Annotated in this window: 24 protein-coding genes; 12 read left to right on the forward strand and 12 right to left on the reverse strand. The window is 62.9% G+C overall.

Going from position 1 to position 23050, the window contains the following annotated elements:
• Positions 1-672, reverse strand: coding sequence for a glutathione S-transferase N-terminal domain-containing protein (locus PH551_RS11170; protein WP_285193036.1), 672 nt, complete (start codon positions 670-672; stop codon positions 1-3).
• A 117-nt stretch (positions 673-789) separates the two neighbouring features.
• Between PH551_RS11170 and PH551_RS11175 the strand changes: the two genes are divergently transcribed.
• The gene (locus tag PH551_RS11175) at positions 790-1407 is read left to right on the forward strand and encodes a TetR/AcrR family transcriptional regulator (RefSeq protein WP_285193037.1); all 618 of its coding nucleotides are present in this window, start codon (positions 790-792) and stop codon (positions 1405-1407) included.
• On the opposite strand, the gene PH551_RS11180 is transcribed toward PH551_RS11175, so the two are convergent.
• On the reverse strand, positions 1369-2631 hold the full coding sequence (locus PH551_RS11180) for a multidrug efflux MFS transporter (protein WP_285193038.1): 1263 nt from the start codon (positions 2629-2631) through the stop codon (positions 1369-1371). The genes PH551_RS11175 and PH551_RS11180 overlap by 39 nt on opposite strands.
• Positions 2632-2741: 110 nt before the next feature.
• Between PH551_RS11180 and PH551_RS11185 the strand changes: the two genes are divergently transcribed.
• Complete coding sequence (locus PH551_RS11185) at positions 2742-3086, forward strand: nuclear transport factor 2 family protein (RefSeq protein WP_285193039.1); 345 nt, start codon at positions 2742-2744, stop codon at positions 3084-3086.
• A gap of 15 nt (positions 3087-3101) precedes the next feature.
• Here the strand turns inward: PH551_RS11185 and PH551_RS11190 are convergent, their stop codons facing one another.
• The 3 genes from PH551_RS11190 to PH551_RS11200 form a co-directional block, all read right to left on the reverse strand.
• Complete coding sequence (locus PH551_RS11190) at positions 3102-3833, reverse strand: sulfite exporter TauE/SafE family protein (protein WP_285193040.1); 732 nt, start codon at positions 3831-3833, stop codon at positions 3102-3104.
• 59 nt (positions 3834-3892) lie between these two features.
• Positions 3893-4546 carry a class I SAM-dependent methyltransferase gene (locus PH551_RS11195; RefSeq protein WP_285193041.1) on the reverse strand — a complete coding sequence of 218 codons (654 nt, stop codon included), beginning with the start codon at positions 4544-4546 and terminating at the stop codon, positions 3893-3895.
• Positions 4547-4742: 196 nt separating this feature from the next.
• Entirely contained in the window at positions 4743-5069 is a 327-nt protein-coding gene (locus PH551_RS11200) for a hypothetical protein (RefSeq protein ID WP_285193042.1), read from the reverse strand.
• 210 nt (positions 5070-5279) lie between these two features.
• Between PH551_RS11200 and PH551_RS11205 the strand changes: the two genes are divergently transcribed.
• Both PH551_RS11205 and PH551_RS11210 read left to right on the forward strand, forming a co-directional pair.
• Positions 5280-5882, forward strand: coding sequence for a superoxide dismutase (locus PH551_RS11205; RefSeq protein WP_085777444.1), 603 nt, complete (start codon positions 5280-5282; stop codon positions 5880-5882).
• A 102-nt stretch (positions 5883-5984) separates the two neighbouring features.
• On the forward strand, positions 5985-6830 hold the full coding sequence (locus PH551_RS11210; RefSeq protein ID WP_285193043.1) for a metallophosphoesterase: 846 nt from the start codon (positions 5985-5987) through the stop codon (positions 6828-6830).
• Between the two features lie 259 nt (positions 6831-7089).
• Here the strand turns inward: PH551_RS11210 and PH551_RS11215 are convergent, their stop codons facing one another.
• The gene (locus PH551_RS11215) at positions 7090-7782 is read right to left on the reverse strand and encodes a helix-turn-helix transcriptional regulator (protein ID WP_085777446.1); all 693 of its coding nucleotides are present in this window, start codon (positions 7780-7782) and stop codon (positions 7090-7092) included.
• A 129-nt stretch (positions 7783-7911) separates the two neighbouring features.
• Between PH551_RS11215 and PH551_RS11220 the strand changes: the two genes are divergently transcribed.
• The 3 genes from PH551_RS11220 to PH551_RS11230 all read left to right on the forward strand — a co-directional run bounded on the left by PH551_RS11220 (position 7912) and on the right by PH551_RS11230 (position 10119).
• On the forward strand, positions 7912-8547 hold the full coding sequence (locus tag PH551_RS11220) for a LysE family translocator (RefSeq protein ID WP_285193044.1): 636 nt from the start codon (positions 7912-7914) through the stop codon (positions 8545-8547).
• A 129-nt stretch (positions 8548-8676) separates the two neighbouring features.
• Positions 8677-9117, forward strand: coding sequence for a c-type cytochrome (locus PH551_RS11225; protein ID WP_085777447.1), 441 nt, complete (start codon positions 8677-8679; stop codon positions 9115-9117).
• An 87-nt stretch (positions 9118-9204) separates the two neighbouring features.
• A complete protein-coding gene (locus PH551_RS11230) occupies positions 9205-10119 on the forward strand; it encodes a c-type cytochrome (protein ID WP_285193045.1) in 915 nt (304 codons plus the stop codon).
• Between the two features lie 48 nt (positions 10120-10167).
• On the opposite strand, the gene PH551_RS11235 is transcribed toward PH551_RS11230, so the two are convergent.
• Complete coding sequence (locus PH551_RS11235; RefSeq protein WP_285193047.1) at positions 10168-10797, reverse strand: glutathione S-transferase family protein; 630 nt, start codon at positions 10795-10797, stop codon at positions 10168-10170.
• A 41-nt stretch (positions 10798-10838) separates the two neighbouring features.
• On the reverse strand, positions 10839-11333 hold the full coding sequence (locus PH551_RS11240; protein ID WP_285193048.1) for a GNAT family N-acetyltransferase: 495 nt from the start codon (positions 11331-11333) through the stop codon (positions 10839-10841).
• A gap of 277 nt (positions 11334-11610) precedes the next feature.
• Between PH551_RS11240 and dmeR the strand changes: the two genes are divergently transcribed.
• The 3 genes from dmeR (at position 11611) to bla (ending at position 13966) form a co-directional block, all read left to right on the forward strand.
• Positions 11611-11883, forward strand: coding sequence for a Ni(II)/Co(II)-sensing transcriptional repressor DmeR (dmeR, locus tag PH551_RS11245; protein WP_097599864.1), 273 nt, complete (start codon positions 11611-11613; stop codon positions 11881-11883).
• 19 nt (positions 11884-11902) lie between these two features.
• The gene (dmeF, locus tag PH551_RS11250; RefSeq protein WP_285193049.1) at positions 11903-12910 is read left to right on the forward strand and encodes a CDF family Co(II)/Ni(II) efflux transporter DmeF; all 1008 of its coding nucleotides are present in this window, start codon (positions 11903-11905) and stop codon (positions 12908-12910) included.
• Between the two features lie 150 nt (positions 12911-13060).
• Entirely contained in the window at positions 13061-13966 is a 906-nt protein-coding gene (gene bla / locus PH551_RS11255) for a class A beta-lactamase (RefSeq protein ID WP_285193050.1), read from the forward strand.
• Positions 13967-13994: 28 nt separating this feature from the next.
• Here bla and PH551_RS11260 read toward each other — a convergent pair whose 3' ends face one another.
• Positions 13995-14234 (reverse strand): DUF1127 domain-containing protein, encoded by a 240-nt coding sequence (locus PH551_RS11260; protein ID WP_285193051.1) that lies wholly within the window; start codon positions 14232-14234, stop codon positions 13995-13997.
• Positions 14235-14408: 174 nt separating this feature from the next.
• Here PH551_RS11260 and PH551_RS11265 point away from each other — a divergent pair, with 174 nt between their 5' ends.
• Entirely contained in the window at positions 14409-16415 is a 2007-nt protein-coding gene (locus PH551_RS11265) for a BTAD domain-containing putative transcriptional regulator (protein WP_285193052.1), read from the forward strand.
• A 309-nt stretch (positions 16416-16724) separates the two neighbouring features.
• Here PH551_RS11265 and PH551_RS11270 read toward each other — a convergent pair whose 3' ends face one another.
• Positions 16725-19064, reverse strand: a complete 2340-nt coding sequence (locus PH551_RS11270) for a glucose/quinate/shikimate family membrane-bound PQQ-dependent dehydrogenase (RefSeq protein WP_285193053.1) — start codon at positions 19062-19064, stop codon at positions 16725-16727.
• Between the two features lie 140 nt (positions 19065-19204).
• Entirely contained in the window at positions 19205-20707 is a 1503-nt protein-coding gene (locus PH551_RS11275; protein ID WP_285193054.1) for a protein adenylyltransferase SelO, read from the reverse strand.
• A 260-nt stretch (positions 20708-20967) separates the two neighbouring features.
• On the opposite strand from PH551_RS11275, the gene PH551_RS11280 reads away from it, so the two are divergent.
• Positions 20968-22413: an MFS transporter gene (locus PH551_RS11280; protein ID WP_285193055.1), complete on the forward strand. Its 1446-nt coding sequence runs from the start codon at positions 20968-20970 to the stop codon at positions 22411-22413.
• 85 nt (positions 22414-22498) lie between these two features.
• Here PH551_RS11280 and PH551_RS11285 read toward each other — a convergent pair whose 3' ends face one another.
• Positions 22499-23023, reverse strand: coding sequence for a DUF1697 domain-containing protein (locus PH551_RS11285; protein ID WP_285193056.1), 525 nt, complete (start codon positions 23021-23023; stop codon positions 22499-22501).
• Positions 23024-23050 lie beyond the last annotated feature (27 nt).

The following is a 23050-nucleotide window of genomic DNA, read 5'->3' on the forward strand; positions in this document are numbered from 1 at the left end:
CTACGGCCGTACTGGCTCGCCCGCCCGTCCGGCCGAGGCAAGATAGGCTTGCGGGGCGAAGTAGACGCCGTCGGCATCGAAGGCCTGAAGGTCTTCCGCCTGCAGCGCCTCGCGCACCTTGGGACGCGCCGCGACGCGAGCCATGAAGCCGTGCAGATCAGGCCATTGTTTCAAATCGATGTCGATCCAGGGCGACCAGTTGAGGCAGACGAACAGATAGGCGTCGGCCACGGTGAAGGCATCGCCGGTAAGGTAGGGTGCGGTGAAACGATCGTTCAGCCAGGCAAGCCGTTTCGAGATCAGCGCGCGGATCTCCTCATGCACGGTGGAATAGATCGGATTGAACAGCAGTACCATCGGCTTGTGCAGTTCGGCCGTGATGAAATTGAGATAGGATTGAACCTCGTTGCGCCTGATATCGCCGACTTCCGGCAGCAGGGCCGAGCCTTCCGCCAGAAACTGCACGATCGCCGGTCCTTCGGTCAGTACCTTCCCGTCGTCGAGCATCAGCGCCGGGACATAGCCGTTGCCATTGATGACAAGGTAATCTTCGCCATTGCTTGTTCTGTGGGTTTTTCGTTCGACCTGGACGAGCTCGATGTCGAGTCCCAGCTCCCGGCAGATGATGTGCGGCGAAAGCGAGCAGGCCGCGGCGTGCATATAGAGTTTCATCGTCGGTTTCCCCTGTTTGCGGAGGCGGCGAGATTCCGCCCGCCGTAATGATTGGACATTTGTACTGTTTCGCATAAAATGACCTTCGTCAAGAATTTATTGCGAAGTGGTACAAATATGAAGGATGAGAAGAAGCGCGGCCGCCCACGGGCCTTCGACGCCAAGGCAGCGCTCGGCAAGGCGCGGGATGTCTTTTGGGACAGGGGCTTTGCCGCCGCCTCGCTGGACAATCTCAGTGCCGCGACCAACCTCAACCGCCCAAGCCTTTACGGCGCCTTTGGCGATAAGGAGGCCCTCTATCTCGATGCGCTGGAGGCCTATCGGCAGGATGGCATGGACGTCCTGAAGCCGGCGCTCGATCCGTCGCTGCCGCTGCGCGACAATCTCGCGCGCGTCTATGCCGGTGCTTTGGCGATCTACCTGCATGGCGAAACCGCCGCCCGCGGCTGTCTGCTGATCGGCACCGCTTCGGTCGAGGCTGTCGAACATGAGCGTGTGCGCGAGGTGCTCGGCCGCAGCCTGAACGATTTCGACGGTGAGATCGAAAAGCGCATGCGCATTGCCGTTGAAAGGGGCGAGCTTCCCGAAAGCGCCGACCCGCTGGCGCTGGCAAGGCTCGCTTCCGCCGTCATGCATTCGCTCGCCGTGCGCGCCCGCGCCGGCGACAGCCGCGAAACGCTGGAGGCGATCGCCCGCTCAGGCGTCGAGCTGATCTGCGGAAGCACGCATGTTTGATGTCTCCGTATCCCTCGACCGTACCGCCCAGGCATAGGCGGCACCCGCCACAAGCAGCAGCGAGGTGCCGAGGAAAACTGCCCGCATGCCGATATGCCCGCCGACGAAGCCGCCGAGGACAGGGCCGGCCACCTGGCCGACATATTGCGAGGAGACGGAAAGCCCGAGAATGCTGCCGGCGGCGCTGTCGGGCACGCTATGGCGGATGACGGCGGCGATGCAGGGCAGAAGCCCGCCGAGGGCTGCACCCATCAGGAAACGCAGGAGGATTAGCTGCCAGGAACTGGTGACGAAGGCCTGCGGGATCAGTAGCAGGCCCGCGACGGCGAGCGCGCCTGCTATGACCGGCCAGTGGCCGATCCTGTCGGCGAGCCTGCCGAGCCAGGAGGCCGAAAGAATGCTGCCGAGGGCGGCAGCCGACATGACGAGACCGGATATCATCGTCACTTGCGCTTCGACGGGGACGATCTCGGCGACATAGACGGTGATGATTGGCTCGATCGACATATTGGCGAGCATCAGCAGCATGCCGGTCGCCAGCATGGCGATAACAGGCCGCCTGTCGGCGATGGATTTCCAGCCGCCGCTCGCCTTGGCCGCCTGGCGGCGATCCGGCGACTTCTCCTCCTTGATCAGCAAGGTGGTGGCGAGAAAGGCGAAAAAGATCATGCCGCCGGCGGCGAGAAACGTGCCGCGGATGCCGATGATCGGCGGCAGCGCTCCGCCGATCAGCGGCCCCACGAGATTGCCGGCCATGATGCCGGAGGAGAGCACGCCGAGCGCCCAGGCGGAGCGGTCCTTCGGCGTCTGCGTCGCCACCAGCACCATCGAGCCGGAGGAGTAGCCGCCGGCAAGCCCGACGAACAGGCGCAGCGCCACCAGCTGCCAGACATCGCCGGCCATGCCCATCAGCGAAATCGCCAGCGTCATGCCGAGGCTGGCGCGCACCAGCATCAGCTTGCGGCCGTAGATGTCGCCGAGCCGCCCCCAGAGCGGCGCAACCAGCGCCGCGGCAAGAAAGGTCGCGCCATAGGCGATGCCCGACCATTGCACGATCGCCGCATGGTCGGTCACGCCGAGTTCCTCGACATAGAGCGGCAGGAAGGGAAGCAGCAGCGTCATCGCCACGATCGTCGTGAAGGAGCCGATCAGCGAGACGGCGAGATTGCGCTTCCAATAGATGGAGCCCGGCCTGACACCGGCGTCCCATTGTGTGTCTGTCATTGCTTGCGTTGATCCTGTAGCGCGGTTGCGCCGCAATCTGGATCATCTCGGCGAAAAGTGCTAGGACAGATCCGATTGCGTAATGCAATCAGTCCATCGGAGGACATGCCATGAACGCCATGATCCCGACACGGGCGCAGACCGTCCGTGATCTCTACAGCGCCTATCTCGCTGACCGCAAGGATATTGCCGGCGCGATGCTGACGGAGGATTTCACCTTTTCCAGCCCGCGCGACGATCATATCGATCGAGCCGCCTATTTCGAGCGCTGCTGGCCGAAGGAGCCACTCTTCCGCGCGATCCACATCGAATTCCTGGCGATTGACGGCGACGAGGCTGCTGTTCGCTACCGCGCTGAAAAACTGGATGGCGCAAGCTTCGCCAATATGGAAAGCCTTCGTTTCCGCGGCGACAGGATCGCCTCCGTGGAGGTCTATTTCGGCCGCAATCTCTGACCCGGCGAAACGGCATTAGAAGATCCGCAACGCCGACGTCGTGATGATGACCATCGAGACCGCCACGATCAGCGCCCGCACCGGCAGGCGCTTGACGAGGATGGCGCCAAAAGGGGCGGCGATGACGCCGCCGATGATGAGGCCGATCGCCGAATTAAGCTCAGACCACCCGAGCGTCACGACGAAGGTGATCGAAATCGTCAGCGTCACCGCGAATTCGGTGAAATTCGTCGAGCCGATCACCCGCTTCAGATCATGGCCGCGCCCGATCAGCGTGCTGGTGACGACAGGACCCCACCCGCCGCCGCCGATCGCGTCGAGCAGGCCACCGCAAAAGCCGACGGGCGGCACGGCCCAGTCCCGCACCTCGCGCCTGTTCTGCGGTCGGAAGGCCTTGTATAGGATCAGGAGCCCAATCGCGATCAGATAGGCCGACACGAAGGGCTCGATCACCTTGCCGTTGATATTGGCAAGCAGAGTGGCGCCGATCGCGCCGCCGATCATGCCGGCCGGGGCGAGACGCGCCACCAGCCGCCAGTCGACATTGCGATGATAGGCATGCGACAGGCCCGATGCCGCCGTCGTGAACATTTCCGTCACATGCGTCATGGCGCTGGCATTGGCCGCTGGCACCCCAAAGGCCAGCAGGCTCGTCGTCGACAGCACGCCGAAGGCCATGCCGAGCGCGCCGTCGACGATCTGCGCGCAGAAGCCGACAGCGATGAAGAAGAAGATATCCGATGTCATGCGGTCCCCTCAGGCGAACGGTAGCGTCAGGATCGGCGATGCGGAAAAATCTTCTGGTGTCAGGAGGAAAAGCCGCGCTGCTTCAGGCGGACGATCTTGAAAAAGCCGTTCGGAAAAACCGGCAGAATATCGGTTGTTGAAAAATCGCCGCGACGCTCGGCCCAGGCGACGATGCGGTGGATTCGGAAGGCGGACGACCAGCCGATATGGCGCACCAGCGGCGCCACCGCCGCCTCGATCACACCTTGCAGACCCGCGCCGTCGCCGAGCTTGCTCGCCAGGATGATCTCGCCGCCCGGCCGCAGCACCCGGGCACATTCGTCCAGCGCCCGCTCGGGCTCGGGAATGAGGGTGATGACGAAGGGCAGGCAGACCACGTCGAACGACTTGTCGGCAAAGCGCAACGCATGCGCATCCATCACCTCGAGCGCACGCACATGCTGAAGATTTTCGCGCCGCACCTTTTCGCGCGCCCGGGCGATCATATGTTCGGAAATGTCGATGCCCGTCACCCGGCACCGGTTGGGATAGTGGGCGAGAGTCAGGCCGGTGCCGACGCCGATTTCAAGAATATCGGTGCCGGCTGCGGCGGCAAGTGCGGCCAGCTTGCGGTGGCCGTCGCGCAGGATGCCGCGATAGACGCGGTCGTAGACCGGTGCCCAGCGCTGATAGATTTTCTGCTGATCTTCCGCCCTGTCGCGACGCTCCGACATGCCTGACCCTCCCTGCGCATGAACCTGAGAATCGGAATCGATTCTCGGAGTAAATCATGCATTTATCGCAAACATAGAGCGCCTTCACGCCTCTCACAGAGGCGCGGCGCTCTAAACACCGAGACCTTCAACTCCTGAGAGTGGGGCCGGGTTCCGCTCCGGAATGTGACTGAAGTCACAATCGCTGCGGGGGAGGCTATTTCGCTGGCGTCAACCCAAGCTCTTTGGCATCCATCTCGCTGCCGATCTCGACCGATTTCTCCTGCTTGTCATAGACGCAGATCTGGACGATGAGCCCCTTGGCCCCCTTCGGCTTTCCCGTCACCAGGGCCAGCCCGTAACGCGAGGTGCCGAAGGGATCGACGGCGGCCTTCGGCTTCTCGATCGCGACCGCGGCCTTCCTGCACTTGGCTTCCACGTCGGCTGCCAGCTGTTTCCAGGCCTCGTCCGAAGAGGCACGGGCCGCAGTGACAAGAAAGGGAAGCGCGGCAATGGCAAGATGCGGGATTATATTCCTGTTCATATCGGATCTCCATTGGTAGCGGTCGCCGACGAAGCGGTTTTCGGCGGTGTGGCGGCCGATTTGCACACTCGAATACCGCCCTGAAACTGAGGCAAATTTTCCTCCGTCCGGGTGTTTTTTGATATTTCGCCGGTTGCCTCTCCTCCTTTCCCCTCCTATGTTCCGCCTCACCTGCCGAGGACGCAATCTATTGCCAAGAGGAGATCTGACATGGCTTTCGAATTGCCTGAACTTCCCTATGATTACGAAGCGCTTGCCCCCTTCATGTCGAAGGAAACGCTGGAGTTTCACCACGACAAGCACCACAAGGCCTATGTCGACAACGGCAACAAGCTCGCCGCCGAAGCCGGCCTTTCGGATCTCTCGCTCGAAGAGGTCGTGAAGAAGTCTTTCGGCACCAATGCTGGCCTCTTCAACAACGCTGCCCAGCACTACAATCACATCCATTTCTGGAAGTGGATGAAGAAGGGCGGCGGCGGCAACAAGCTGCCGGGCAAGCTCGAAGCGGCCTTCGCCTCCGATCTCGGCGGCTATGACAAGTTCAAGGCCGATTTCGCCAATGCCGGCGCCACCCAGTTCGGCTCCGGCTGGGCCTGGGTTTCCGTCAAGAACGGCAAGCTCGAAATCTCCAAGACCCCGAACGGCGAAAACCCGCTCGTTCACGGCGCCACCCCGATCCTCGGCGTCGACGTCTGGGAACACTCCTATTACATCGACTATCGCAACGCGCGTCCGAAGTATCTCGAAGCCTTCATCGATAGCCTGATCAACTGGGACTACGTCCTGGAGCGCTATGAAGCAGCCACGAAGTAAGCGACTTCGCCCAATTCGACACCCGGCGTCGCAAACGCCGGGTGTTTTCTTTTCGCATAAAGCCGTCACAGCCCTGTCATCGGCCGCTCTTAAGCACGCCCCATGTCGTCCTCTGCTGTTCCTCTGTTCCGCTTCGGCATCATCGCCGACCCGCAATATGCGGCGGTCGCCCCACACGCGGCCATGGACCGCCATTACGCCAACAGCCTGACCAAAGTCGCCGAGGCGATCGAGATATTCAACGGCGAGGAGTTGAGCTTCGTCATGACGCTCGGCGACGTCATCGACCGCAGCTTCGCCAGCTTCGACGACATCCTGCCGGTCTACGGCAAGCTGAGGCACGAGGCGCTCTTCCTGCTCGGCAATCACGATTTCTCCGTCTCCGCGGGGCATCTGTCCGAAATAGTCGCTCGTCTCGGCATGCCGTCTCCCTATTACAGCTTCTCCCGTCACGGGTGGCGCTTCATCGTCCTCGACGGCAGCGAGGTCAGCACCTTCGCGCCGCCGGAAAACCATCCTCATCGCGCTCTTGCCGCACAGATGCTGGCGGAGCTGCAGGCCAAAGAGGCGGCGAACGCCCATCACTGGAACGGTGCGTTGAGCGACGAGCAATTCGCCTGGCTCGGTGATGAGATCGCCACCGCGGCTGCCGCCGGCGAGAAGGTCATCGTGATGAACCACTATCCGGTGTATCCGCCGGGTGAGCACGGCATGTGGGACAGCGAGCGCGTCGTCGCGCTGCTCGCCTCGCAGCCCCATGTCGTCGCCTATCTCAACGGCCACGACCATGTCGGCAATTACGGCAAGGCCGGCGCCTGCCACTTCGTCAACTTCAAGGGCGTGGTCGACACCGAGAACCAGAACGCCTTCGCCATCGTCGAGCTGCACCCTAACCGCATCGAGATCCGCGGCTTCGGCCGCGAGAAGAGCCGCACGCTGGTTTATTAGGCTGCGACCGGGGCCGGCACGTCTTTTCATCCTGCTCAGGCTTGTGCCACTCTGCCGTCAGATCAGTGCAATAGCTGCCCCTTACCCTAACCCTCTCCCCGTAAACGGGGCGAGGGGACGTGCCATACAAGAGGTTGGTGAGGAACGGAGGGGCCGCGGCATATCCCCTTCGCCCCGTTTACGGGGAGCAGGTGCCGGCAGGCGGATGAGGGGCACGTCGACGCGCATGTGAGCATCGCCGATCGGCCAAGCGGCTGATTCACACCGCCGCAGCCTTCTCCGTCCACCCGCTCGTCCACAAATCCCGCAGCCGGTCGCCGTCGCCCTTGAAGAAATCGTCGGCCTCCTCGCAACCCTCCACCCGGTCGCTGCGGAAATTGCGGATCGCCTGTCGCAATTCGCACCATGCGACGATATTGGCGGTCTGCGAATAATAGATCAGCGCGATCGGCTGGATCGTCCGTTCGCTGGCGCGGCCGAGTTCGTCGCGGTAGGCGAGCATCAGCTTGCGTTCGTCGCGGATCGCCCGGCGCACGACCGCAAGGTCGATGGCAGCCGGCTGCGCGGTCGAGCCCCAGGCATAAAGCGCCTTGTTGTTCATCGCCTCACGAAGCGGCGCCGGCACGGCGCCCGATATCTTCTGGTTGACCCTGCGGGCGGCCTGCTTCAGCTCCTCGTCGGCCGTGCGTTCGAGCAGCGCTAGCGACAGAACGATCGCCTCCATCTCCTCGATCGAGAACATCAGGGGCGGCAGGTCGAAGCCGGGCCGCATGATGTAGCCGATGCCGCGACCGCCTTCGATCGGCACCCGCATTGCCTGGAGGGCGGCGATGTCGCGATAGATCGAGCGCACGGTCACTTCGAGCGTCTCGGCCATGACAGCGGCCGTCATCGGTTTTCTGGCGAGCCTCAGGATCTGAATGATCTCGAAAAGCCGCGAGGCCTTGCGCATTTTGCCTCTCCATTTCTCACGCTCCTGACAATACACTGTCAGTTGGGTTTGCGTATAGAGCCGCCTATCGGATTGAAATCAATCGGGGTCTTTTGAAAATGGCCCGTGGAACTGAAGGTGGCAACTGACATGAATTACCATGAAAACCTCTGGCTCTTCTTTACCCTTCTCTTCGGCATCATCATCGTGCCGGGCATGGACATGCTCTTCGTGCTTGCCAACGCGCTGACCGGCGGTATCAGGCGGGGGCTGGCGGCAACGGGCGGCATCATGGCGGGCGGTGCCGTGCATTCGGCCTATGGCGCGGCCGGCGTCGGCGTGCTCGTCACCATGCTGCCGCAGCTCTTCAACCTGCTGCTCTTTGCCGGCGTCGCCTATATGATCTGGATTGGCGTTTCGCTGATGCGCAGTTCGATCACCGTCGAGGCGGTCGGACCGGCGACGGCGCGCTCCGGCTGGCGCGCCTTCCGCCAGGGCGCCGTAACCTGTCTCGTCAATCCCAAGGCCTATATTTTCATGTTCGCCGTCTACCCGCAGTTTCTCAAGCCTGAATATGGCCCGATCTGGCTGCAGGGGCTGATCATGGGCGCCATGACCGTCGTCACGCAGTTTGCCGTTTACGGAACGCTGGCGATGACGGCAGGCCGCAGCCGCGATCTGCTGGTGGCAAATCCCGACGCCACGGCCTTTGTCGGCCGCTGCGCCGGACTGCTTTTGGTTGCGGTCTCCGCCTTCAGCCTCTGGCAAGGCTGGAAAACCGCCTGAGCCGCCGGTTATCACATTGTTTTTATGACCCTCCGGCAAAACGTGACTGCCTGGACGCATGGATTTTGTCATGCTCCCGGTGCAGATTGGCCAGCGGCCGCCCTGGTCTCAAGAAAACGGAGAGGAAATATGAATTGGAAAGCAGTAGCTGCCGCCGCAGCGATCGCCGCCATCGCCTTCGGTTCGGTGACCGCCGCCGATGGTACCCATGATTCGCGCATTGCGTTGATGAAGAAGATCGGCGGTTCGGCGGGCGCGATGGCCGCCATCGCCAAGGGCGAGAAGCCCTATGATGCCGAGACGGTAAGGTCGGCGCTGACGACGATCGCCGCCACCGCCAAGGTTTTCCCCGATCAGTTCAAGCCGGGCAGCGATATGAATGATCCCGAGGTCAGCCCGAAGGTCTGGGAAAACATGGACGACTTCAAGGCGCGCGCCGCAAAGCTCTCGACCGACGCGGAAACCGCCCTCGCTCAGCTCCCGGCCGATGCCGCCGGTGTCGGTGCCGCGCTCAATACGCTCGGCGCCAATTGCGGCGGCTGTCACAAGGCCTATCGTATTAAGGAATGATAAGCCGGCCTGAGCAATTTCCGTCGGCGCGGATCGCCTGATTTGCGATCGGACGGCGGGTCACGTCGGCAACAGGGGAGGCGGCGCATGGTCCGCAGGTTCATCCGGTTACTGCTCTGTCTGATCGGCGTCGCCGTTCTCGGCGGCGCCGCCGTCTATGTCGTTACCGCGCCCGATCCGCTGCCGGAGAGCCATTGGGCCGGTCTCGGCGCGCCGGATCCGGCAAACGGTGAGATGGTCTTCTGGGCGGGCGGATGCGTCAGCTGTCATTCAGCACCCGGTTCCGAAGGCGATGCCAGGCTGACGCTGGCGGGCGGTCTGGCGCTGAAGAGCCCTTTCGGCACCTTCCACGTGCCGAACATTTCGCCGGATGAAAAGGCCGGCATCGGCGCCTGGACGCTCGCCCAGTTCGGCAATGCGATGAAGCGCGGCGTCGCCCCGGGCGGAGAGCATCTTTACCCGTCCTTTCCCTATGGCTCCTATTCCCGCATGAGCGACAAGGACGTCAACGATCTCTTCGCCTTCCTGAAAACCCTGCCGAAGAGCACCAGCGTCGCGCCCCCGCATGAACTGCCCTTTCCCTACAATATCCGCCTTGCGCTCGGCGGCTGGAAATTCCTCTATTTCAACGATCAGCCGCGCGTCGCGCTCGCCAAGAGCGACGACAAGATCAAGCGCGGGCAATATCTCGTCGAAGGCCCCGGCCATTGCGGCGAGTGCCACACGCCGCGCAATGGGCTCGGCGGCTTCCAGGCAGATCAGTGGCTTGCCGGCGCGCCCAATCCGGAAGGCAAGGGCCGCATCCCCGATATCACCCCGGCCTCCAAGAGCATCGGCGGCTGGAGCGAGGCGGATATCGCCAACTATCTCGAAACCGGCTTCACGCCCGATTTCGATTCCGTCGGCGGATCGATGGTCGATGTGCAGCACAATATCGCCCGCCTGCCGGCTGCCGACCGCGAGGCGATTGCCGCCTATCTCAAGGCCGTGCCGGGACGTTAAAGCGGCGGTGCGTCCATTCGGACGGACGAGGACGCTTGTTCAAATTGTTTAAAGCGAGGTGGGACCCGGCATCAGATCATAGGGGTGGCGCCAGCCTGGCATGCTGCTGATCCGATCTTTCCAGGCTGCGATCGCCGGATAGGCTCTGTGATCGATCCCGGTTTCCTCCGGCATGAATGCGTAGCCTGCCAAGGAGAGGTCTGCGATTGTCAGCCGGTTGCCGACCATAAAGGCTCGGTGGGCAAGGTGGCCGTCGACAATTGCATAAGCAGCCTTGGCCCGCAGCCTCAAAAACTCGACGACCGGCGTCTCGCCGCTCTTCTGAAGGCCAAAGATGAACCGCAACGTCGCGTAATAGCTTGTGAATTTATGGTTGTCGAAAAGGATCCAACGCATGATCTCGCGCCGTTCTTCGGCTGACTGCGCCCCGAACTGCCCCGTCACCTCTGACAAGTAGTCGAGGATAACTCCCGATTGGCTGATCTTCGTTTGCCCATGTTCGAGCACGGGCGCCTCGCCCTGTTCGTTGATGGTTTCGCGCCATTGTTCGGTTCGCGTTTCACCGCCGAGATAATCGACGAAAATGCTCTCCCACTCGATGCCGGCAAGGGCGAAGAAGAGGGCGACCTTGTAGGCGTTCCCCGAGAGAGCGAAGCAATGGAGTTTGAAGTCAGGCATGAAATCTCCTCATCAACACAGACTTAGACTCGCGGGGCGGGTTATGCGATCGACTGCATGTAACGCATGCCGGTCACCGGCCGCGGGGTGAAATCCATCTGCTCGTAGAAACGATGCGCCAGCACATTGCCGGTAGCGGCGCTGACGGAGAGGTAACCGCAGCCGGCATTGCGCGCCGTCTCGCGGGCGCGGTCGACGAGCAGCTGACCGGTGCCGTGGCCGCGATGGCCGTCGCGCACGAAGAGATGGTGCAGGTCCATGCCGCGTTTGCCTTCCTGCGCCCTGTAGAGCGGCACGAGAATCGCATAGCCGATCAGCCCTTCGCCGCTTTCGGCAATAAGCGCGGTGATCCAGGGCAGCGGGCCGAACAGGTCGCGCTCCAATTGCTCCGGCGTCGTCGCGGCCGCGTCGCCATGATGGGCGGCAAGCAGCGCGATCATCTCGTTGAGCTCGGGCAGGTCGCGCGGCTTGGCGGCGCGGATCGTCACCACCGATGGGCGCATCAGTGAAATTTCGCTGTCTTCGATTTCAGTCATGGTCTTCGCGTCCTTTGATAATCTGCCGTCAGGACGCTGCCGATACAACAAAGCCGCCTGACGGCGGCTTGTTGACAATATGATCTGTCCGGCCGCCCTTTACAGGTACAGCCAAAAATACGAGCGGCTCTGGTGCACGTTCTTGATCATGCAGCATCCATCGCCGCAAACGCGGCATTTGTCAATGGCGTGAGCGCGTGACGTTGAAACATCTCAGGCCTTGAATCCAGCCGAGAACCTAAATAGGATACCCCCCTATGCTACCTGAAGGTCTGCGATGTCTCACACCACCCTGCAGAAGAAGAAGCTCATTGCCCGCGTCAGCCGCCTGAAGGGGCAGCTGGAAGCGGTCGAGCGGGCGCTCGAGGCTGAACGCCCCTGCGGCGAAATCCTGCAACTGCTCGCCTCCATTCGGGGCGCGCTGACTGGGCTGACCGGCGAGGTTTTGGATGATCACCTGCGCGAGCACGTGCTCAATGCCGAGGACGACAGAGCCCGGGCCGAGGCGGTCGAAGAAATATCTGAAGTGCTGAGAACCTATATCCGCTGATGAGAGAAGGACCCTGGGAATGAATGCCGGGATCGGGAAAGTCGAAGTGAAAGCCCTCGAACACGATCATGTGTTCCTCGGCGCCGATCATCTGCGCAACGAGCGGCGCATCTGGCTTGTGATTGCGCTGACGGCGGTGATGATGGTGGCGGAAATCGCCGCCGGCACCGTCTACGGCTCCATGGCCCTCGTCGCTGATGGCTGGCATATGTCGACCCATGCCAGCGCTCTTTTGATTTCCGCGCTCGCCTATCTCTTTGCCCGCCGGCAGGCGCGCAATCCGCGCTTCACCTTCGGCACCGGCAAGCTCGGCGATCTCGCCGGCTTCGCCAGCGCCATTGTCCTTGCCCTGATCGCCCTGCTGATGGCCTGGGAGAGCCTGCTGCGCCTCTCCAATCCGGTGCCGATCGGCTTTGCCCAGGCAATCGCCGTTGCGGTCATCGGCCTTGCCGTCAATCTCGCCAGCGCCTGGCTGCTGGCCGGCGGCGGTCATGCCGCGCATGCTCATCATGCGCACGCGCATGGCCATCACGCGCATGGGCACCACGCACACCACCACGGCCATGGCGGTCACGGCGACCATGCCCACCATCACGCAGAGGCCGGCGACAATAATATCCGCGCCGCCTATCTGCATGTCATGGCCGATGCGCTCACGTCAGTGCTCGCCATCGCGGCGTTGACCCTCGGCAGCCTCTATGGTTGGCTCTGGCTCGATCCCATCATGGGCATCGTCGGCGGCCTGGTCATCGCCAATTGGTCCTGGAGCCTGCTGAAATCGTCGGGCGGCGTCCTTCTCGACGTCATGCCCGAAGGCGAGATCCTGCCGAGCGAAATCCGCCAGGCGATCGAGACAGAGGAGGATCGGATCACCGACCTGCATGTCTGGCAGGTCGGCCCCGGCCATCATGCAGCGATCGTCGCGGTCGTCACCTCGCAGCCGCGCGATCCGGCCTTTTACAAGGACAGGCTTTCGGCGCTGGAAGAATTGTCGCATGTGACGGTCGAGGTCACGCGCGCCGCCTGATTGCTGCGGGCGGAGGACGAAATCGCCGCTACTCAACAAGGGTGCAGCGGCTGACAACAAGGTTGCAGCGGCCGACAACAAGTTGCAGCGGGGACGAGATGCCGCCGCAATCGGTCCTTAGCTCTATTCTCCGAATCGTCGGAGGAATTCATGGATCCCAGCCTTACTCGCCGCATGCTGATCGGCTCGGCACTCTGCCTGCCTGCTTTGGGCCTGTCCACGCTGGCGCTTGCGGCCAATGCACAGGAAACTGCGGGGGAGGGCGACGACAATATCGAGCATCGCCTGGCCGCGCTGGAAAAGCGCACCGGCGGACGCCTCGGCGTCTCGGTGCTCGACACCCAGACGAGCATTTCCTTCGGCTATCGCGGCAGCGAAGGTTTTCCGATGTGCAGCACCTTCAAGGCGCTGGCGGCAGGCTTCGTCCTTGCCCGCGTCGACAAGGGGCAGGAGAGCCTCGAGCGCCGGGTGACCTACGGCAGGGACAAGCTCGTCGACTATTCGCCGCTCAGCGAAAAACACGCCGGTGCCGACGGCATGACGATCACCGAACTCTGCGAGGCGGCGGTAACGGTCAGCGACAACACCGCCGGCAACCTGCTGCTCGAAAGTTTCGGCGGCCCGCCGGCACTGACCGACTGGCTGCGCTCGATCGGCGACGGCACCACGCGTCTCGACCGCACCGAACCGACACTGAACGAGGGTCGCAAGGACGATCCGCGCGACACCACGGCACCGGATGCGATGCTCGATACGCTCGGCAATCTGACGCTCGGCTCGGTGTTGACCGGGGCCTCTTGCGACAAGCTGATCGCCTGGCTGGTGGCGAGCACCACGGGTAAGGAAAGGCTGCGGGCCGGCCTGCCTGCCGATTGGAAGGTCGGCGACAAGACCGGCACCGGCCCGAACGGCTCCCTCGGCGACATCGCCGTTATCTGGCCGCCGGACCGTGGGCCGATCGTCGCTGCCGTCTATATCGCCGAAGCGACGGCGCCGATGAAGGATCTCAACCCGATCTTTGCCGAAGTCGGCAGGATGATCACCGAGATGGTGTGATGTGTTAAATCGCTTCAGAAGCAATTGATTACCGCATCGACATCAAGTTCGTGATCAGGCCCGCTTTGATTTCGAGCACGGGCCGATTGGCCTCCGGATGACCGATGTCTCTCAGCTGATCGGGTGTCAGCTCGGCCAGTCGTTGCCGGCTCACGACCGCCCGTCGCCACGCCTGCAGGCCAGTGATCAGGTTTGCGATTATGTTCATGGGGCCAGCCACCTGGTTTGTCGGCGCGCTGACGATGGGTTGTGTTTCCGTATGAGCCATTTCCGATCTCCACTTGTGATGTGCGGGTGGAAATCTGCCGTACGAGCGTTTTCGGCCTGTTCGGCTGAGCGTGAACCGGGAAGAAAACTTCGACAAGCCGCCGCTAAATCGGTGTTAAATTCGTCTTCCCAAATGCTATTCTGCGAGCGGCGGTTCAAAGTCTGGGGGCTTTCTATGCGCATCAGGTTGCTAGGCGGTCTCGAGGTCATCTCCGGAGAAGGCCGGCCAGTCCGCTTCGCCACGCGCAAGACGTCGCTGCTGTTTGCTGCCCTGGCGTTGGCAGGCCGCCGCGGCTGCCGCAGGGAGGTGCTGTCCGAAGCCTTCTGGCCGGGACGAGGTAATGAGCAGGCCCGCAATAGTTTGCGGCAGGCGCTGGTCGACATCAGGCGGTCGTTCCCCGCGAGCAGTGACGGCACCGTCTCTATCGAAGGGGATCAGGAGACGGTGGCGCTTTTCGTCGATCCCGATCAAGCCGACATTTCGCTCTTCGACCGGAAGCTGGGGACGGGGGCGAGCGAAGATCTCGCCTCCGCAGCGGATCTCTACCGCGGCGATCTGCTTGAAGGCGAAGCCATTCCGGATGAATTGGCTGAGTGGTTCGCACCGTACCGAAGCACATATCAGCGCAAGGCGCTGCAGCTCGTGGAACGTTTGAGCCTTGCCCTCTTGGAACCAGGCTCCGCGGAAGAACCGCCCTGTGAAGGGCTTGCCGAGAGGCTTCTCGCCTCTGACCCGACGGCGGAGGGTGCTCACAGGGCGTTGATGCGGATCCACACTCTCCGCGGCCACGAGAACATGGCCTTGCGCCAGTTCGAGACCTGCCGAGCTCTCCTGAAGAAGCATCTGGATGTCGAACCCGAAGCGGAGACGTCGTCCCTGGCTGCCTCGCTGCAACCGCGGCAGCGATCCGGTGATCGGCGGGCCGCGGCCGCAGTCGAGCCGCAGCTGCAGGTCTTCTCCGCTCCGACGAAACATCATGATCGGCCATCCCTTGCGGTGTTGCCGTTTCAGAATTTGAGCGGCGATGTGGAGCAGGAATATTTTGCCGACGGCATCGTGGAGGATATCACCATCGCTCTTGCGCAGTTCCGTCACCTCTATGTCATCGCCCGCAATTCGAGCTTCACCTACAAGGGGCAGGCCGTCGACATAAAGCGGGTCGGGCGCGAGCTGGACGTGGACTATGTGGTCGAGGGAAGCGTGCGCCGTGGGGGCGACCGGCTTCGTATCGCCGGACAACTCATCGACACCTCGACCGGCGCGCATCTCTGGGCAGACCGTTTTGACGGAAACTTGGCGAACCTGTTCGATCTACAGGATCAGGTCGCATCCAGCATTGTCGGCGCAATAACGCCGAAAGTGGAAGAGGCGGAGATCGAGCGGGCTAAACGCAAGCCGACCGAGAGCCTCGACGCCTATGACTATTATCTCCGCGGGCTGGCGGCCTTCGATCGGACGGTGACCAACAGATCAGTCGTCGACGAGGCTCTGCGGCTATTCATGAAGGCAATCGAGCGCGATCCGGATTTTGCCATCGCCCACGCCCGGGCGGCGCGATGCTACGCGACCCGCAAGAGCAATGGCTGGATGATCGATCCGGCCAACGAAATTGCCGAGGCGACCCAACTGGCGAGAAGAGCCGTCGAACTCGGCTGGGACGATGCAGTCGCGCTCGCCTATGGCGGATATGTGCTCGGTTATGTCGGCGGCGACCTCGATGACAGCGCGGCTTGCATCGATCGCGCGCTCTTCCTCAACCCGTACCTGGCCGTTGCCTTGGGCGTCAGCAGTTGGGTGCGAGCCTGCCTGGGCGAGCCGGACAAGGCCGTCGAACATGCTGCCCTCGCCATGAGGCTGAGCCCCGTGGATCCGCGCCTGTTTGCCTGGCAGTTCAACACCGGCCTGGCTCACTTCTGCGCCGGTCGTTACGAGGACGCCGCCGTCTGGGCCGCAAAATCGTTGCGCCACCAGCCGAATTACCCCAGCGCGATGCGGGTGATGGCGGCGGGGCACGCCATGGCCGGGCGGAAAGCGGAAGCAGTGGAAACGATTGCGCGCCTGCGCTTGCTGGATCCGGCGCTTCGGCTTTCGAACCTCGCCGATATTCTCCCACCGTTCCGGCGACCGGATGACCGTAACCGCTATATAGAGGCGCTTCGTATGGCGGGGTTGCCGGAGTAGGCATGCGGCGAAGGAGACCTCTGCCCCATTCGCTTTCCGCTCCGCTGGTCCCCGTTGTGCCGCCGTCTATGTCGCCGAGGCCGGCGATGGAGGCTCGCGGCATCCGCTTTTTGCTTGACCCGAGCATCCATGCGCCTGACTTCAGGGTGGGTTTCGCCGGACGTCAGCTCTCCAGTCGGCGCCCGCAGCATGGATCGCCGGGTCAGGCCCGGCGACGACGGAATGTGAGGGAAACGCGGGTGATCGAAACGCTCCACTTTCCGGGGGGCTCATGCGGCGGCCGCATGGAGCTCGCGAGAAGATTTCCCATCACGGTAGCGTATACGCGATCACGTAATCGCCGGGCGTGGTGCCGACCGAGCCGTGGCCCCCGGCGACCATGACGACATATTGCTTGTTGTCGTCGGTCGTATAGGTCATCGGCGTCGCCTGGCCGCCGGCCGGAAGGCGCGCCCGCCAGAGCTCGCGCCCGTTGGTCACGTCATAGGCGCGCAGGTAATTGTCGACCGCAGCACCGAGGAAGGCGACGCCGCCCTTGGTCAGCATCGGGCCGCCGATGCCCGGTACGCCGACCTTGAAGGGCAGCGGCAGCGGCGTCATGTCGTGCACGGTTCCGTTCTTGTGCATATAGGCGATCTTGCCGGTGCGCAGGTCGACACCGGCGACATAGCCCCATGGCGGCGCCTGGCAGGGGATCTCCAGCGGTCCGAGGAAGGGACCCATGAAGACGCCGTAGGGTGCGCCGTCATTGCGGTTGAGCCCCTGTTCGCTGCCTTTCTCGTCCTGTCCTCGCGGCGGGATGTCGGCGGCCGGCACCAGGCGCGAGGTGAAGGCGAGATAGGTCGGCATGCCGAACATGATCTGCCGCTCCGGATCGACCGCCACCGAGCCCCAGTTGAAGGTGCCGAAATTGCCGGGATAGACGATCGTCCCTTTCAGCGACGGCGGCGTGTAGCGGCCCTCGTAGCGGTAGCGATGAAAGTCGATGCGGCAGAGCAGCTGGTCGAACAGCGACACGCCCCACATGTCCTTTTCCTTGAGCGGCTCCGGCGAGAAGGTGAGGTCGGAGATCGGCTGCGTTGGCGACGTATGATCGCCCGAGACTGCGCCGCCGGGCGCCGGAATCTCCTTGGTCGGGATGATCGGCTCGCCGCTGCGCCGGTCGAGCACATAGAGATCGCCCTGCTTGGTCGGGCCGACGAGGGCGGGAACGACGGTGCCGTCCTGCTTGGTCAGATCGATCAGCGCCGGCTGGGCCGGGACGTCCATGTCCCAGAGATCGTGATGCACGGTCTGGCGTACCCAGCGCAGCTGGCCGCTGGCGATATCGAGCGCGACGATCGAAGAAGAGAATTTCTCGACATTGTCGCTGCGGCCGATGCCGATCTGATCGGGCACCTGGTTACCGAGCGGGATGTAGACCATGCCGAGCGCCTCATCGACGCTGAAGACCGACCAGCTGTTCGGCGAGTTGGTCGTGTAGGTCTGGCCGTTGGCGATCGGCGTCGTCACGTCGGGATTGCCGGAATCCCAGTTCCAGATCAGTGCGCCGGTCTTGATGTCGAAGGCGCGGATGACGCCGGATTGCTCCTCGGTCGAATAATTGTCGTTCACCGCCCCGCCGATGATGATCTTGCCGGCCACCGCGACCGGCGGCGAGGTGGAATAATAATAGCCGGCCGGATTGAAGCGCATGCCGGTTTCCAGATGCAGCACGCCCTGATCGGCAAAGCCGGTGCAGATCTTGCCGTCGGCCGCGTCGAGGGCGATCAGCCGGGCGTCCGACGTCGGCAGATAGACGCGCTCGGCGCAGGGCTCGCCGGCGGCGGCATCGGGATCGGCATAATAGGTGACACCGCGGCAGGTCTGGTGCTGCCGGTTGGGATTCATGCCGGAATTGGCGTCGTATTTCCATTTTTCCTTGCCGGTCTTGGCGTCGAGCGCGATCGCCCAGTTATGCGGCGTGCAGAGATAGAGCGTGTCCTTCACTTTGAGCGGCGTCACCTGATAGGTCGTCTCGCTGATATCCTCCGGCCGCTTGACGTCGCCGGTTTGGTATCTCCAGGCTTCCTTCAGGGTGGAGACATTCGCGACATTGATCTGGTCGAGCGGCGAATAGCGCTGGCCGAAGGGCGTGCGGCCATATTGGTGCCATTCGCCGTCCGGCACGCTGCCGCCGAAGCTTGGATTGGCGGCGACCGCATCCTTCGGCAGATCGCCGGCCAGATCATGCGGATCCGTCGTCATCGAATAGACGGCGACGAGGATAGCGAGAATGACCGGCACGGCGAGCGGCCAGGGATTGGCGCCGTAGACAATGCCGGTCGGGCTGCGAAAGCCGAGCGGCCGACGGATCCAGGGCGTCAGCAGCCAGAGGCCGAGCAGGATTATGACTCCGCCGCGCGGGCCTAGCTGCCACCAGTCGAATCCCACCTCCCAGATCGCCCAGGCGAGTGCGGCGACCACGAGCACCGCATAGACCCAGAGCGCCACCGCCTTGCGCATCAGCAGCAGCGCTGCGGTGATGAGGAACATCAGGCCGGCAAACAGATAGAAAATGCTGCCGCCGAGCGAGATGAGCCAGAGCCCGCCGCCGCCGAGCGCAACCCCGATGATGATGAAGAGAATGGAGGTGATGACGAGCGCCATAAGGCTGTCTCCCGCGTGGGTTAGCCGGTGGGGGATCAGCGGAAAAGGTCCGCCGGTCAGGCAGATAGAGCGAGGGAGATGCCTTTCAACGGCCGGCATTGCCGCAGGTGGATGTCACGGTACGGTTGTATTGAAGCCGCTTAGGTCCCGCAGAAAGTCTGCAGCACTCGTTCCTCCGGCTTCGGCGGTTCCATATAAGCGGCAAATTCCGGCTGGTCTTCGTACGGCTTCGACAGCACGGTGAGCAGCGCCTCGAACAGCGAGAAATCGCCGTGTTCGACCGCAGCCTCGATCGCCTGTTCGACCCGGTGGTTGCGGGGGATGAAGGCTGGGTTGACGCGGCGCATGGCGCTGGCGCGTTGGGCCGCTGTCTGCGGATCGCGCGATAATCTCTCGCGCCACTGCGTCAGCCAGGGGGGGCAGGCTTCCGGTTCCCGGAAGCTCCGGGCAAAGGCGGGCTCCGCGCCGTCGTTGCCAGCCAGATCGGCGAGCCGCCGGAAGGTCACGGTGAAATCGGCGCCCTGTGCCTGCATCAGCGACAGCAGCGCCTGGACAAGCTCGAGATCGCCATCTTCTTCGCCGGCAAGGCCGATTTTTCTTCGCATGCCGGCAAGCCACTCGGCTTGGAACCGCTCGCCATAGGCGCGGATGATGGCATTGGCCTTGTCGACCGCGCCGTCCGGCTCGGCATCGATCAGCGGCAACAGCGTTTCGCCGAGCCGCGCGAGGTTCCACTGGCCGATGGCGGGCTGATTGGCATAGGCATAACGGCCATGCTGGTCGATCGACGAGAAGACGGTCGCCGGGTTATAGACATCCATGAAGGCGCAAGGGCCGAAGTCGATCGTCTCGCCAGATATCGTCATGTTATCCGTATTCATCACGCCATGGATGAAGCCGACATGCAGCCAGCGGGCGATCAGCGCCGCCTGGCGCTCCGCGATTGCCGAAAACAGCGCGAGATGGGGTTCTTCGGCAGCCTTCAGTTCGGGATAGTGGCGGTCGACTACATAATCGGCGAGCGCCCGCACGCCGTCTGTGTCGCCCCTTGCGGCGAAATACTGGAAAGTGCCGACACGGATATGGCTCGCCGCCACCCGGGTGAAGACCGCGCCCGGCAGCACCTCTTCGCGATAGACCGGTTCGCCCGTTGTCACGGCCGCCAGCGCCCGGGTGGCGGGAATGCCGAGCGCGAACATCGCCTCGCTGATGATATATTCTCTGAGCACCGGCCCGATTGCCGCCCGGCCGTCGCCGCGGCGCGAAAAAGGTGTCGGCCCGGCGCCCTTCAGCTGGATATCGAAACGCTTGCCGCTGCGGTCGACCACCTCACCGAGCAGGATCGCCCGGCCGTCGCCGAGCTGCGGCGAGAAGCCGCCGAACTGATGCCCGGCATAGGCCATCGCCAGCGGTTCGGCCCCTTCGGGAACGAGATTGCCGGAAAAGATCGCCGCGCCGTCGCGGCGTAGCGTCTCGACGTCAAGGCCGAGCTCGGCGGCCAACGGTTCGTTCAGCTTGATCAGCCGGGGCTCGGCCACCGGCGTCGGCGTTTGCGGCGCAAAGAAGCGCTCGGGCAAGCCGACATAGCTGTTGTCGAACGGAAAGGCCGCACCGGACCGGATTTTCTGCGGGGTCGAGGTCATTGTTCATAGGTAGGGCCGGGGTGGCCCGCGCGCAAGCCGGTCTTGCGCGCCCGGTCGGTCGGCCGTCACGCAGATCATGCCGATGCAAGGAATCGTGATCTGCTTTTACCTCTCGTCAAAGCTGCTTTGCCAGAAAGGCCATAGCCCCGCCATGATCTCGGGCGTATAGCAGATCGTCTCCCCTTGGCCTTGTGCCATGTCATCCCTGCGGCCTTGCTGCTTCCTCTGCTCCGCCGCGCCACCGTGAGTGATTCCGGACGATGTCGGATCAGATTTACCAGGCGCCGATGGTTCGGCGCGCCGCGCCCAATTTTCGGGTGATCGCGATGATCGTCGCAAGTGCGATGCTGATGGAAAATATCGACGCGACCGTGCTGGCGACCGCGCTGCCCACGATGGCGCGCGATTTCGCCGTCAGCGCGCCGGCCATGTCGATCTCTCTGACCTCCTATCTCCTCAGCCTTGCGATCTTCATTCCGGCGAGCGGCCGGATGGCCGACAGCTTCGGTTCGCGTACAGTGTTCAGGGCGGCGATCGCCGTCTTCGTCATCGGCTCCGTCCTCTGCGCGCTGGTCCCGACGCTGCCCTTCCTGGTGCTGGCGCGGCTGCTGCAGGGAATGGGTGGCGCCATGATGATGCCGGTCGGTCGTCTGGTGCTGATGCGCAGCGTCGCCCGCAAGGATATGGTCAGCGCTATGTCCTGGCTGCTGGTGCCGGCGCTGATCGGCCCGATCGTCGGCCCGCCGCTCGGCGGCTTCATCGTCACCTATCTCGACTGGCGCTGGATCTTCTACATCAACGTGCCGATCGGCATCATCGGCATAATCTTCGTCTCGATCTATATCGACGAGGTCAAGGGCAAGGCGGCCGGCCCCTTCGATACGATCGGCTTCGTCCTCTCGGGAATTTCTCTCGGCTCGCTGCTCTTCGGCTTCGAAATGTCGAGTCATGAAGGCGAGGGCGCCTTTTCGATCTTCCTGATATCAGTCGGCCTCATCTTCGGCATCGGCTATTTGAGGCATGCCCGCAGGCATCCATCGCCGATCATGGATTTTTCGCTGATGAAGGTGCCGAGCTTCGGCACCTCGGTCATTGCCGGTTCGCTGACGCGCATCACCCAGGGCGCCCAGCCTTTCCTGCTGCCGCTACTGTTCCAGATAGGCTTCGGCCTTTCCGCCGCCGCGGCCGGTCAGATCGTCATATCAACCGCGCTCGGCGCGCTCGCCATGAAGCCGATGGCGCGGTTCGTCTTCAGCCGGCTCGGCTTCCGCCGCAGCCTCGTCCTCAACGGCATCCTCGGCACGGCCGGCTATGCTCTCTGCGCCGCCTTCCGGCCGGACTGGCCGATGCCGCTGATCTTCGTCGTTCTGGTGCTCAGCGCCTTCTTCCTGTCGTTCCAGTTCACCGCCTACAACACCATCGCCTATGACGAGATCGACAAGGAGCGGATGAGCTCGGCCACCAGTTTTTACACCACTTTTCAGCAGCTGATGCTGTCGCTCGGCATCTGCATCGGGGCCTTGGCGCTGCACGGCTCCATGGCTTTCTCAGGCAGCGAAACGCCTGATCTCGGCGATTTCTCGACCGCCTTCATCGTCGTCACCATCATCTCGATCACCGCGACCGTCTGGAACCTGCGTTTTTCGCCGACCGCTGGCGAGGAGATCAGCGGCTATAAGGCCAAGCGGGCCAAAGATGCTTCTTGAGAAAAGCGGCGCCATGAAAACAAGCACTTGAGGCGCTTCGCCTGAATTAAATTCTGCGCGACGCAGCCGTTCTTAATCCTTGTTCTCAGATCTTGTCCTCCATGTCAGCGGCCATTTCCGCAAGCTTGCGCACGGTATTGAGATTGCGCGAGGTGCCTGATTTAAGCGCAGGCAGCTTCAGCTTCGAGCGGCCGGACCCGTTGGGGTAGTACACGTAGATCTCCCGGCCGGCGAGCTTCGCCTCCTCGCCATCGGGCGCCACCATTTTATCGAGCGCATCGCCGGACGCCTTTTCGGGCAGGAAGGTGACGAGCAGGAAATTCGGCTTGGCATCGACAAAGGGCGCGTTGGCGGCAATCGCCTCGAGCTCTTTCCGGCTGCGCACCATCACGCCCGGCCGCTTGCCCATCTTTTGTCCGAGCGCGGCGTCGAGTTTTTCCGCGACCGCCTTCTCAGTTTCGTCAGAGCGGAAAAGCACATTGCCGCTCTGGATGTAGGTTTTCACGTCGGTAAAGCCGAGGCCTTCGCAGATCACCTTGAGTTCAGCCATCGGCAGCGAGCCGGTGCCGCCGACGTTTATCGCGCGGAGGAGGGCGATGTAGACTGGCATTTCTCTCTCGCTCGATCTTGTGCCGTC

Origin of the sequence: Rhizobium atlanticum (assembly GCF_030182485.1) — a bacterium.
Classification (GTDB): Bacteria; Pseudomonadota; Alphaproteobacteria; order Rhizobiales; family Rhizobiaceae; genus Rhizobium.

Bases quoted from the DNA above. Each gene is read 5' to 3' on its own strand.
- PH551_RS11170 (WP_285193036.1), bottom strand. From the start codon at position 672: ATGAAACTCTATATGCACGCCGCGGCCTGCTCGCTTTCGCCGCACATC.
- PH551_RS11175 (WP_285193037.1), top strand. From the start codon at position 790: ATGAAGGATGAGAAGAAGCGCGGCCGCCCACGGGCCTTCGACGCCAAG.
- PH551_RS11180 (WP_285193038.1), bottom strand. From the start codon at position 2,631: ATGACAGACACACAATGGGACGCCGGTGTCAGGCCGGGCTCCATCTAT.
- PH551_RS11185 (WP_285193039.1), top strand. From the start codon at position 2,742: ATGAACGCCATGATCCCGACACGGGCGCAGACCGTCCGTGATCTCTAC.
- PH551_RS11190 (WP_285193040.1), bottom strand. From the start codon at position 3,833: ATGACATCGGATATCTTCTTCTTCATCGCTGTCGGCTTCTGCGCGCAG.
- PH551_RS11195 (WP_285193041.1), bottom strand. From the start codon at position 4,546: ATGTCGGAGCGTCGCGACAGGGCGGAAGATCAGCAGAAAATCTATCAG.
- PH551_RS11200 (WP_285193042.1), bottom strand. From the start codon at position 5,069: ATGAACAGGAATATAATCCCGCATCTTGCCATTGCCGCGCTTCCCTTT.
- PH551_RS11205 (WP_085777444.1), top strand. From the start codon at position 5,280: ATGGCTTTCGAATTGCCTGAACTTCCCTATGATTACGAAGCGCTTGCC.
- PH551_RS11210 (WP_285193043.1), top strand. From the start codon at position 5,985: ATGTCGTCCTCTGCTGTTCCTCTGTTCCGCTTCGGCATCATCGCCGAC.
- PH551_RS11215 (WP_085777446.1), bottom strand. From the start codon at position 7,782: ATGCGCAAGGCCTCGCGGCTTTTCGAGATCATTCAGATCCTGAGGCTC.
- PH551_RS11220 (WP_285193044.1), top strand. From the start codon at position 7,912: ATGAATTACCATGAAAACCTCTGGCTCTTCTTTACCCTTCTCTTCGGC.
- PH551_RS11225 (WP_085777447.1), top strand. From the start codon at position 8,677: ATGAATTGGAAAGCAGTAGCTGCCGCCGCAGCGATCGCCGCCATCGCC.
- PH551_RS11230 (WP_285193045.1), top strand. From the start codon at position 9,205: ATGGTCCGCAGGTTCATCCGGTTACTGCTCTGTCTGATCGGCGTCGCC.
- PH551_RS11235 (WP_285193047.1), bottom strand. From the start codon at position 10,797: ATGCCTGACTTCAAACTCCATTGCTTCGCTCTCTCGGGGAACGCCTAC.
- PH551_RS11240 (WP_285193048.1), bottom strand. From the start codon at position 11,333: ATGACTGAAATCGAAGACAGCGAAATTTCACTGATGCGCCCATCGGTG.
- dmeR (WP_097599864.1), top strand. From the start codon at position 11,611: ATGTCTCACACCACCCTGCAGAAGAAGAAGCTCATTGCCCGCGTCAGC.
- dmeF (WP_285193049.1), top strand. From the start codon at position 11,903: ATGAATGCCGGGATCGGGAAAGTCGAAGTGAAAGCCCTCGAACACGAT.
- bla (WP_285193050.1), top strand. From the start codon at position 13,061: ATGGATCCCAGCCTTACTCGCCGCATGCTGATCGGCTCGGCACTCTGC.
- PH551_RS11260 (WP_285193051.1), bottom strand. From the start codon at position 14,234: ATGGCTCATACGGAAACACAACCCATCGTCAGCGCGCCGACAAACCAG.
- PH551_RS11265 (WP_285193052.1), top strand. From the start codon at position 14,409: ATGCGCATCAGGTTGCTAGGCGGTCTCGAGGTCATCTCCGGAGAAGGC.
- PH551_RS11270 (WP_285193053.1), bottom strand. From the start codon at position 19,064: ATGGCGCTCGTCATCACCTCCATTCTCTTCATCATCATCGGGGTTGCG.
- PH551_RS11275 (WP_285193054.1), bottom strand. From the start codon at position 20,707: ATGACCTCGACCCCGCAGAAAATCCGGTCCGGTGCGGCCTTTCCGTTC.
- PH551_RS11280 (WP_285193055.1), top strand. From the start codon at position 20,968: ATGTCGGATCAGATTTACCAGGCGCCGATGGTTCGGCGCGCCGCGCCC.
- PH551_RS11285 (WP_285193056.1), bottom strand. From the start codon at position 23,023: ATGCCAGTCTACATCGCCCTCCTCCGCGCGATAAACGTCGGCGGCACC.